This window comes from Acetivibrio clariflavus DSM 19732, assembly GCF_000237085.1.
Classification (GTDB): domain Bacteria; phylum Bacillota; class Clostridia; order Acetivibrionales; family Acetivibrionaceae; genus Acetivibrio; species Acetivibrio clariflavus.
The window spans coordinates 1,213,246-1,225,327 of sequence record NC_016627.1 but is presented as its reverse complement, the minus strand read 5'-3'; the positions used below and the strand labels follow the sequence as shown (position 1 = coordinate 1,225,327).

Here is a 12,082-nt window from a genome sequence, read left to right as displayed (position 1 = left end):
TATTCGACCTTTATTATATCGTAATCCAAAAATAATGCATATAGATTACTGCGTTTTGCTAATTTGACTACTGTAAATTATTCACCACACCCCTCAAATTCTTCCACCTAATTTATATTAATATTTTTACAAAAAATTATAATATATTCAATGTACAAAATTCACAAAATAACCAAAATTATAAAAATAGTTTTGTATATATCTCACATAACCTTATTTCAACTTGCCAAATATCAAAAACAACAATAAAGAAGTCCGACTGATAAATATATCGGACTTCTTCAACAAATACTTTAGCTTTTTTTAAATTTTTTCTACACCTAAATTAACTTTCTCTCCATTAATGTTCCATTCCTTATTATAACTACCGTTATTACCTTCAGAAATTTCATCGGCAAGAGTTTCTTCCCCAATTACAGCTTTGTTTCTTTCAATTATCTCTGCAATTCTTGCGTTATTGGCAAAGTAAATCTTAATATGATCCTGAACTTCAAATCCTGCTTCCTTTCTCATTGTCTGAATTTTGCTTATTATCTCACGTACAAAACCTTCCTCAATAAGCTCCGGTGTAAGGTTGGTATCCAATACAACAACAGTATCTCTTTCTGCCTCTGATACAAAGCCTTCCTTCTGAGAAGTTTCTATTAAAACATCAGATTCTGCAAGTTCAACAGTGGTACCCTCAATTTCAAAGGTCACCATCTCACCTTTTGAAAATTTATCCATTACCATAGCGTCGTCTATTTCAGTAAGAACTTTAGTTATATGCGGAATTAACTTACCGTATTTCGCTCCCAAAGTTCTTAACTGCGGTTTAAACTTATATTTTGTAAATTGTCTTGCATCATCGGTAAAGACTACTTCCTTCACATTCAACTCATCTTTTATCAGTTCTACGAACATTTCCGGAAGCTCAAAATCCGATTTAACATATATTTTTGCCACCGGCTGACGGTTCTTGATATTGGCTGCATTTCTGCATGCCCTTCCCAATACAACCAATTTTAAAACGAGGTCCATATTTTTTTCCAGTTCTTTATCAATAAACTTCTCATCGGCAACAGGGAAGTCACACAGATGAACACTTTCCGGTGCCTCACTGTCTATATTTCTAACGAGATTACCGTAAATCTCTTCAGTTACAAACGGTACAAAGGGTGCCGATACGGTAATCAACTGCACCAGAACTGTGTAAAGTGTCATGTAAGCATTTATCTTATCCTGGGTCATATCCTTCTGCCAGAAGCGTTCTCTGCTTCTTCTTACATACCAGTTACTCAAATCATCAACAAATTCCTGGATAGCTCTTGCCGATTCGGTTATCCTGTAGTTGGACAAATTCTTGTCAACGGTTGCAATTAATGAGTGCATTTTTGACAATATCCATTTATCCATTACCGAAAGCTTTTCGTACTCAAGCTTGTATTCTTTCGGATTAAATTGATCCAACTCAGCATATAATACGTAGAAAGCATAGGTATTCCACAGAGTACCCATAAACTTTCTCTGGCTTTCACTTACTGCTTCTTCGTAGAAACGATTCGGAAGCCATGGAGCACTGTTTATATAGAAGTACCAACGCACAGCATCGGCTCCTTGCTTGTCAAGCACTGTCCACGGATCAACTACATTTCCTTTGTGCTTACTCATCTTTATACCGTCTTTATCGTTTACATGCCCCAAAACGATAACATTTTTAAATGCCGGTTCGTCAAACAGAAGCGTGGATATTGCCAGCAATGTGTAGAACCATCCTCTTGTCTGGTCAATAGCTTCACTTATAAAGTCTGCCGGGAAATTGTCTTTGAATATTTCTTCGTTTTCAAAAGGATAATGCCACTGGGCAAAGGGCATAGAACCGGAATCAAACCAGCAGTCTATAACCTCCGATACTCTCTTCATTTTTCCTGTGCCGCACTTTGGACATTTAAGCAAAACATTATCTATAAACGGTTTATGCAGCTCTATATCGTCAGGAACGTTTTCTCCCATTTCTTTAAGCTCTGCAATACTTCCTATTACATGGCGGTGTCCGCATTCACATTCCCAAATTGGCAGCGGAGTCCCCCAATATCTGGAACGGCTAAGTCCCCAGTCCACAACATTCTCTAAGAAGTTACCCATACGTCCTTCTCTTATATTGTCCGGAAGCCAGTTAATCTTGTTGTTATTTTTAAGGAGTTTATCCTTAACAGCTGTCATTTTTATAAACCAAGTATCCATTGCATAGTACAGAAGGTGTGTATCACATCTCCAGCAGAATGGATAGGAGTGTTCGTAATCCATCTTTTTGTATATTAAATTTCTTCCTTCCAAATGTTTAATGATAAGCGGGTCGGCATCCTTTACAAACATGCCCTTCCACTCGGTAACTGATTCAACAAAGTTACCCTGTTCATTGACCAGTTGCACAAAAGGCAAATCATATTCTCTACCCACTTTAGCATCGTCTTCACCAAACGCAGGAGCTGTATGAACAATACCGGTACCGTCGGTCAGTGTAACAAAATCCCCGCCAACAACATAAAAGGCTTTCTTGTCAACCTTGGCAAAGTTAAACAGCGGTTCATACTCCATGCCGACCAAGCTTTGGCCATCCATTTTTTCAAGAACTTCGTACTCCTCATTCAGTACAGTAGGTGCCAAAGCTTCTGCCAATATATATATTTCATCGGAACATTTAACCTTTACATAGGTTTCACGTGGATTAACTGTAAGAGCCACGTTGGACGGAAGCGTCCAGGGTGTAGTAGTCCATGCCATGAGATATACATTCTTTTCGCCTTTAACCTGGAACTTCACATAGATTGAAGGATCCTTTACCTCTTTATACCCCTGAGCAACTTCATGGCTTGAAAGGGAAGTTCCACAGCGAGGACAGTAAGGAACTATTTTGTGACCTTTATACAAAAGTCCCTGTTCCCAAATTTTCTTCAAAGCCCACCAAACCGATTCAATGTAGTTGTTATCATAGGTTATATAAGGATTTTCCATATCGGCCCAATAGCCAATTCGTTCACTCATTTGCTCCCATTCGGCCTTGTATTTCCATACACTCTTTTTACAGTTCTCAATAAACGGCTCCACACCAAACTTTTCAATTTCAGGTTTGCCGTCTATACCAAGCATCTTCTCCACTTCCAGTTCAACAGGAAGCCCATGGGTATCCCAACCCGCTTTTCTTAAAACTTTGTACCCCTTCATTGTCTTATATCTGGGAATAATATCTTTTATAACACGGGTCAATACATGCCCGATGTGCGGTTTACCATTTGCAGTTGGAGGACCGTCATAAAAGGTAAAGGTCTCTCCGCCTTCCCTCATGTCAATACTCTTTTCAAATACCTTATTTTCTTTCCAATATTTCAAAACCTCTTTTTCCCTATCAACAAAATTCAGATTTGTCGATACTTTTTTATACATTCCAATTACCTCCGGTCATTTATTATTAAAAAATTGTTCTCAATATCAAAAACCTCTCATCCCAAAAGGGACGAGAGGAATATATTCTCACGCGGTACCACCCAAATTAATGCAGAAAGCAAGCTTTCTACAATCACTCGATATGTTTTAACGGTCAACACCGGTAGTCCTTACACATTATACAACTTCAGGACACGACTCATGGATGATTTTCAATGGTTAGACTTACAGGTATTCCACCGCCACCTGCTCTCTGTAAAGCTTACCCATCTACTCTTTCCAATCATTGTCTTTACTATATTTAGATTTAATATGATTTTAATCACTAAATTTGCTTATGTCAAGCCCCACATTTTCGTTTACTCTTCAAGGCTTTTCCATATGGGTGTTGTATTGAATATGTATCCTGTATCTATAGGTTTTGTAAGCTTCAAGATATTGAAGGAAGATGTTCCCGGATATTCAAAGGTTATTGTTTGTAAAGTGTCACCCGACAATATGGTTCTGTGAGTGCCTGATGCAGCAAAGTTCGACGGACCGTTTGACTGAGTAAAGTCCCCTTTTACTTCAAGATTTCCGGCAGTAAGGTACTCACTATGGTCTACATTACTTGCCATGGTAAAGTTGCCTCCTACACCTACGTAGTCTCCCTCATTCATCATTTCCAGTATAGCGCTCGGTCCCATGCTATAGTCACCGTCTACCTCTATACTTCCTCCATTTATTCTTACATGCACTATTGGTCCTTCATATCCTTGTATTATATTTCCTAATACTACCATTCTGTTCCCACATAAATCCAACATCGGACACTCTAGTCTTAAGTCTCCTTCTACTATTACATCTCCCTCTACTATTCCTACATAATTCAGATTCATTCCTCCTATAACCCTGTAGTTCCCTTTCATCTTATTTATCCCTATCGGCGTTTCTATTTTTACTCCATATTCATTCCTTATCTCCAATTCATTAAATCCTAATCCATTATTACTCTTTACTGCCTGCTCTTTATCTCCGGACAATACTACTTTATGATTTCCCCCTGCACTAAAATATCCAAGCATATTTTCGAAAACTAAGTCTCCTTTTATCTCCAATACTCCTTCAGAAAGACATCCTTCACTATGTTTTATATCATAATTGCTTATTATAAAGTCTCCTCCTACACCTACGTAGTCTCCTTCATTCATCATTTCCAGTATAGCGTTCGGTCCCATGCTATAGTCACCGTCTACCTCTATACTTCCTCCATTTATTCTTACATGCACTATTGGTCCTTCATATCCTTGTATTATATTTCCTAATACTACCATTCTGTTCCCACATAAATCCAACATCGGACACTCTAGTCTTAAGTCTCCTTCTACTATTACATCTCCCTCTACTATTCCTACATAATTCAGATTCATTCCTCCTATAACCCTGTAGTTCCCTTTCATCTTATTTATCCCTATCGGCGTTTCTATTTTTACTCCATATTCATTCCTTATCTCCAATTCATTAAATCCTAATCCATTATTACTCTTTACTGCCTGCTCTTTATCTCCGGACAATACTACTTTATGATTTCCCCCTGCACTAAAATACCCAAGCATACTTTCGAAAACAAAGTCTCCTTTTATCTCCAATACTCCTTCAGAAAGACATCCTTCACTATGTTTTATATCATAATTGCTTATTATAAAGTCTCCTCCTACACCTACGTAGTCTCCTTCATTCGTCATTTCCAGTATAGCGCTCGGTCCCATGCTATAGTCACCGTCTACCTCTATACTTCCTCCATTTATTCTTACATGCACCATCGGGCCTTCATATCCTTGTATTATACTTCCTAATACGACCATTCTGTTCCCACATAAATCCAACATCGGACACTCTAGTCTCAAGTCTCCTTCTACTATTACATCTCCCTCTACTATTCCTACATAATTCAGATTCATTCCTCCTATAACCCTGTAGTTCCCTTTCATCTTATTTATCCCTATCGGCGTTTCTATTTTTACTCCATATTCATTCCTTATCTCCAATTCATTAAATCCTAATCCATTATTACTCTTTACTGTCTGCTCTTTATCTCCGGACAATACTACTTTATGATTTCCCCCTGCACTAAAATATCCAAGCATACTTTCGAAAACAAAGTCTCCTTTTATCTCCAATACTCCTTCAGAAAGACATCCTTCACTATGTTTTATATCATAATTGCTTATTATAAAGTCTCCTCCTACACCTACGTAGTCTCCTTCATTCATCATCACAAGCTGCCCGTCTTCATAAATAGTATAATCCCCATTTACCTTAAGATCACCTGAATTTACATTTACATTGCCTCTATTCTGTATAAAATCTCCCTTCACATTAAGGGCATATCCGTTAAGATCAAGAGTTGCTCCACCCTCCAAACTTAAATTTATGTAATATCTGTCCTCTGACAAAACTGTATTTGAATCAATAACTTCATCCATGGTATTTACCAATATATTTGAGCTGTCCTGTGAACTTTCGCCCAAATCATTTACAGCCCTGATTTTATATATATGATTCATTCCCTCACTTACATTTAAGTCGGCAAAATAAGTATCCGATGTTGTACCAATGGAAACATCGTCTCTAAGCACCTCATAAAGGACAGCTCCTTCCACCTGGTCCCACAATAACTCTATACTATTTCTATTCAATTCACTCATTCTTACATCGGTAATTGACGGCTTAAGTTTGGCAAATTCACTTGGAGTTGAATTTGTTGGTGTGGGTGTTGCTGTAATTAATGGTGTAGGTGTTGACTTTTCATATGCAGGAAAAACTTTAATAAGCCCTAAAAGGTATTTTTTCATAAAAGCAAAATCTATCGAATTAATTTCTTCATTACCATCCACATCAGCAGCCTTTATTGCATTAGGTTTATCAAATTCCTTAATTTTCCCCAACAAATATTTCTTCAAAATGGCATAATCAATTGAATTAACCTCTCCATCTCCATTTATATCTCCGTAGATAATACTCTCAGCAAAAACACTATTGTTTATTGAAATTACACTAAAAATTTGAAACAAGAAAAAAACAAATAAAAACAACAAGAACACTTTTTTTATTTTCGACATTATAAACTACCCCCTAATACAAAAAATAAGTTTTGTTGCTTTTAACCCAAAAAAGTACAAAGTGACAAAAATATTATACCATATATTTGTAATAATACTACATATAATTTTAGTTTTAATTATATTTCGACCCTTTTTCATTAGTAGACTTGACTATATATAAATCTGAATAAACCACAATGTTATTGACGACTAATAAAACCTATACTTATTACCGAACAACAAAAAATAACTTCCGTTTTTGCAAGCTAACGTAAAATATATTATCTCTGACAGAATTGCAACGGAAGTTATTTATACCAAACATTTTTAGACTATATATACGGATCGCAATAAATTATAATTTGAAATCCTTATTAATCTTTTTATGGGTAAAACTCCTTGTCTTATTTGCATAGTCGGCAACAATATGTCCATTTCCCACAAGCTTATATTTATAAATCACCAACCCGTCCAAACCTACCGGTCCTCTTGCATGAATCTTATTGGTACTTATTCCGACTTCTGCACCAAAACCGTATCGGAAACCGTCACTAAAACGTGTGGAACAGTTCCAGAATACATTTCCCGAATCAACAAGATTCATAAACAGTTCAACATTCTCTTTATTATTGGATATTATTGAATCAGTATGACCTGAACCATAAGTATTTATATGGTCTATTGCTTCTTCCACGCTGTCTACAATCTTTATCGACAACTTGTAATCGAGGTATTCGGTTTTCCAGTCTTCCTCGGAAGCTGGTGTAACCTCAATAATTTCTCTGGTTCTTTCGCATCCTACTATTTCAACATTTTTCTTATCCATTTCTTCCTTGAGCATGGGCAAGAATTCTTTTGCTACATCCTTATGCACCAGCAAAGTCTCAGTAGCATTGCATACTGCAACATATTGAGTTTTTGAGTCCACAACTATTTTAACAGCCATATTTAAGTCAGCACCGGAATCCACGTAACAATGACAAATACCATCAGCATGGCCTAAAACTGCGATATTGGAATTCTCCATAATGTATCTGACAAATTCATTGGAGCCTCTGGGTATTATAAGGTCTATGTATTCATCCATTTTAAGCATTTCGTTTACATCATCTCTTGTTTCAAGAAGCTGTATCCACCCTGACGGAATTCCGGTATTCTCAGTAGCAGTCTTTATTATATCTGTTAAAATTCTGTTGGTATTTATTGCTTCCTTTCCACCCTTCAAGAGCACTGAGTTTCCGCTCTTTAGGCATAAAGTGGATATCTGAACCAAAGCATCCGGTCTCGATTCAAATATAACTCCAATTACACCAATAGGACAGCTAACTTTATACAATTCCAGGCCTTCATCCAATTCTGTTGAAGCCAATGTTTTGCCAACGGGATCAGGAAGGTTGATCAAGCTGTTTATTCCGCTAATTACCTCAGACAATTTGTTTTCGTCAAATTTCAATCTCTTTATCAAAGGAGCCGCAAGATTCTCCTCTTCACTTCTCTTAAGGTCTTCCCTGTTTGCTTTAAAAATTTCTTCCTTTCTCAACTCAAGAAGCCTTGCTATTTCCATCAATGCTTTATTTTTTAGCTCTGTACCGGTTGCGGCAAGTTTTATCGACGCCTTTTTGGCAAGATATGCAACTTCTTTAATATCCATATTTACCACCTTAAATTAAATAGTTTATATAAATGATACAATAGTATCCAATCTTTCGCAATATTTAAATCAGTTATTATATAAACTTTGCAATTTCCACTAAAGCAAAATACCAATTCAAGCTTTCATCGATTTTTCAGAGGAAAAAAATTGAGTTTTTATCATCTATATAATCTATATATTCCAACTCATATTTTATTTTATCTGCCTGTACCCATTTCTCTCCCTCTCCTGCCTTTAGCCCGCAAAGTATCCAGTTATCTTTTCTTTCCAGGATTTTTACTACTCCATTTGACGTGGAATAGACATCATTAATATCCGGTGAGTTGTACAAAGTGGTCTTAACATCTGCCAGAACGCCGTAATTTGCAGCTGTAAACAACTTTGTATCAAAAGAAACGGCATCAATAGGTATAAACCCTTCTGTGGGAGGAATATTCATAACGGGCATTTGCACATAATATCCCTTTGAATTTTTTGAAATAACAAACACCAAATCGTTTTGATAAACGTAAGCTATACTATCTTTTAATCCTGGATCCGAATACAACCGGGTCTCCTCTGTGACAATTCCTGTTTTATTGATCTTTCCTTGCGCTTCTCCTTCAGAACAGGCAAATAAAGAAATAATGACAAGCAGCAATAGAGATAATATACATATTTGCTTTTTCATTTTTGCATTTCCTTCTTCCATATAAATCTTTTAAATTTAATATACAATGGAGCAATTTTAATTGCAAAATACCACACTGGTTATTCAAAGTAATATTTTACATTATATATTTTATAATTTATAATTACCTTATAAAATATAAAATGTAAATTATTATAAGCTCAAACAATAAAATTTCTTTTCATAAAAATACCCGCAATTTAATAAATACAAAATAGCATAGCTGCCAAAAACAACTATGCTATTTTTAAATTACTAATCCTGAATTTCTTTAAAAATCCTTTTCCGTTCAAAAGTAAACAGCTTTTACTCTTTCGCTATTGCAATTTCAGAATTATCTTCGTCCCTTCTGAAATGATGATCCACCGAACTTTCAAGTATGTGACCGTAAGCCCAGTGATTTTGGCCAACATCCTTAAACGGCATTTCTATTCCGGCAAGAGGCCCTCTAAATAACATCTTATTCACGATAGTAACAGCTTCACTTCTCGAGATATAGCTGTCCGGCTTAAACAATCTTTCGCCATTTTCGATATATCCTTCAATAAGCTTAACTCTATATATCTCTTCAATAAAGTTCCTGGCCCAATGCTTGCTTATATCCGAAAAGTTTATTTTATCATGTTCAACATTCTTAAATCCCAAATAATTAGCCAGGACCGTAGCAAATTCAGCCCTTGTGATATAGTTGTCCGGGCGGAATGAACCGTCATTATAACCTACAAACATCCCTGCATTTGTAACAGCATTTATGCATTTGTATGCCCAATGGGTGCTCTTTACATCGGTATAATTTTTATTTGCAGTTTCTACCTTCTCAATATCAAGCACGTTATATATTATTGCGGCCATTTCAGCCCTGGTAATATTGTTTGAAGGTCTAAAGGTATTATCGGCATAACCTGTTATATATTTTGCGTGGAAGTTGTCTACATTTGAATATAACAGAAATATAGTTTTAGAGGAATCATCTTCGGTATTGGTTAGTTTCGGACTGCTGATTGTAGCAGTATTTGAAGAACTAACCTCAGCTTTATCAAGTTTATTTACACTTACTCTATATTCAATTTTGCCTGAAGTATTTGCAGTCAGTTCAGCAATTTTCCATTCAATTTCTGTTCCATTAACAGTTCCGCCAGATGTATCAACAGCAGACGTATATTCAGGAATTTCAGCCTTAATAGTTATGTCAGTTGCCAAAACATTTGACTTGTTTTTATAATCGATAGTAAAGGTAATTATATCCCCTTCTGCATATTTGGATTTGTCTGAAGAAATAAACACTGACAAATCTACAGCTGTAACTGACGGTACATTTTCCTTAGGCTCTGTAACTTTCGAACCACCGCTGCCGTTTCCTCCATTGCTGCTTCCACTATTTCCCGAGTTGCTTCCTCCAGTGTTTCCGTTGTTTCCTCCGCTATTATTTCCGCCACTGCTTCCGACGCTGTTACCTCCGCTGCTTCCTCCATTGTTTCCTCCACTGCTTCCGCCGTTGTTACCTCCGCTGTTTCCTCCACTATTTCCGCCGCCATTATTGTCTCTGTCAATAACAACTGATTTGCTGGTAACTGGAGAAACATTGCCCGCTTTGTCAATGGTTCTAGCATAAATAGTTGTTGTTCCAATGTTTTTTATCTCAATAATTTTTCCATCCAAATACTCCTGCCAATCACTGGTTGTTGCACCTTCCAGGCAAAACTCCGTTCTGTCAACTCCCGATTCATTATCTGTTCCCGGTGTAATAACGGCAGTTATCGGTTCTGCTTTGGTCTTTTCAGCACTGACTGTTATTACAGGTGCCGTAGGTAAAATAGCATCAATATTTTCTATTATTAGTCGGCCTATAGGTGATATATTCCCTGCTTCATCCATGGATCTTGCTTCAATTTTTGCATTCCGGTCCACTGTAACAGAGCCCTCATAAAGGCTCCAATCACTTTCTCCGATTCTAATCTCTTTCACTACAGAATCTTCAGCATAATAAACTGTTACAGTAACCGTTTTATTAGTAGGTTCTGTTATATCGGGAACCAATATAGGAGTATCCGGTCCAGTTCTGTCTATATTGCTTACTACCAAACGGCTTACATCCGATACATTCCCCGCAGCATCGCTGCATCTTGCTTCCACCGTTCCATTCTCGTACATAATTATTTTTTCATCATTTGCAACACTGTCAAAAGGTACCCAGCTTCCGCCGTCAATTCTCACTTCCTTTATCTCTGCATCATCAGGATAAGTTACTGTCACTTCTACACTTTTATTGGTAGGTGTTGTAGGTTCCTGTGCAAGAACTGGTGCTTGTGGCGGAACTGTATCAACCATGACTTTAGTTACTGCCGGATACGATTTTTCTCCTCTTCTGTCAACAGCCCACATATATAGAGTATGCACTCCATCTTCAAGTTTTAAAGCCGAAATGCTAATAGTACCGTCTATTCTCTGTTCTGTTCCGTCAGCCGTAAGTTTAGTTTTATAAGTTACCCCTTTGGTGCTGTCGGAATAATTGTCAAAAGAATAATATATATTTAATTGGTCTCCTATATTTTCATCTTTTACAATTCCCTTTATATCAACTTTATCCCTTATGTATATTATGTCACTTGGAGAAGTTAAGGATAATTGAGGTGCAGCATTTAATGTATATGTAAAATCGACTTTATATTTATAAAATTTACACTCAGGGTTTGTAACAATTCCATAATAAGTTGCCCAGTATATGTCATTTTCCGAATCGTAACCCGACCCTGTTTTCGCCAATTCACCGCTATAACCATCCGAATTATACGGAACTGATTCGGGAAAAATATTAAAAGTATTTTTTTCTGTTACAGTTACATCTTTTGTATGAGGCCCTATTCTTGAATGTTCTCCATCGGATACGGTTATTTTTATTTTATCTCCGGTTATTTCATAAGTCACTTTCCCTGTATTTACCGAAATATCCGAGATATCGAAAATTCCTTTTATTTCAGTAGTATAAGTATTGCTTTGATAGATACTTTCCGGAAAATTTACTGTTTCCGTCAATGGTTGAACTTCTGCAAATACTGGAGCTGCATTTTGATAAATCGACAAAATAAGTATACATAAACCTGTGATAATGGAAAAATACTTACTGCATCTGATTCTTGGCATTTTGGATCCCCCCGACTTGAGTGAATTTTGTGGATATTACTGGATATGTTGTACTATTCTATTCTATATTACACAATTATTTTCAGGTTTACAACTATATACAATAAATAA

5 protein-coding genes and 1 other annotated feature are annotated in these 12,082 nt (G+C 36.5%); all 5 genes read right to left on the bottom strand.

The window, feature by feature from the left end:
• Positions 1-303: 303 nt before the first annotated feature.
• Positions 304-3,423 carry an isoleucine--tRNA ligase gene (gene ileS / locus CLOCL_RS05100; RefSeq protein WP_014254343.1) on the bottom strand — a complete coding sequence of 1,040 codons (3,120 nt, stop codon included), beginning with the start codon at positions 3,421-3,423 and terminating at the stop codon, positions 304-306.
• 63 nt (positions 3,424-3,486) lie between these two features.
• Positions 3,487-3,719, bottom strand: a binding site (T-box leader).
• A 63-nt stretch (positions 3,720-3,782) separates the two neighbouring features.
• On the bottom strand, positions 3,783-6,524 hold the full coding sequence (locus CLOCL_RS20945; protein WP_014254342.1) for a dockerin type I repeat-containing protein: 2,742 nt from the start codon (positions 6,522-6,524) through the stop codon (positions 3,783-3,785).
• Positions 6,525-6,861: 337 nt separating this feature from the next.
• Entirely contained in the window at positions 6,862-8,157 is a 1,296-nt protein-coding gene (locus tag CLOCL_RS05090) for a glutamate-5-semialdehyde dehydrogenase (protein WP_014254341.1), read from the bottom strand.
• A 136-nt stretch (positions 8,158-8,293) separates the two neighbouring features.
• Entirely contained in the window at positions 8,294-8,830 is a 537-nt protein-coding gene (locus CLOCL_RS05085; protein ID WP_014254340.1) for a hypothetical protein, read from the bottom strand.
• Positions 8,831-9,136: 306 nt separating this feature from the next.
• Complete coding sequence (locus CLOCL_RS20940) at positions 9,137-11,971, bottom strand: S-layer homology domain-containing protein (protein ID WP_014254339.1); 2,835 nt, start codon at positions 11,969-11,971, stop codon at positions 9,137-9,139.
• Positions 11,972-12,082: the final 111 nt, after the last annotated feature.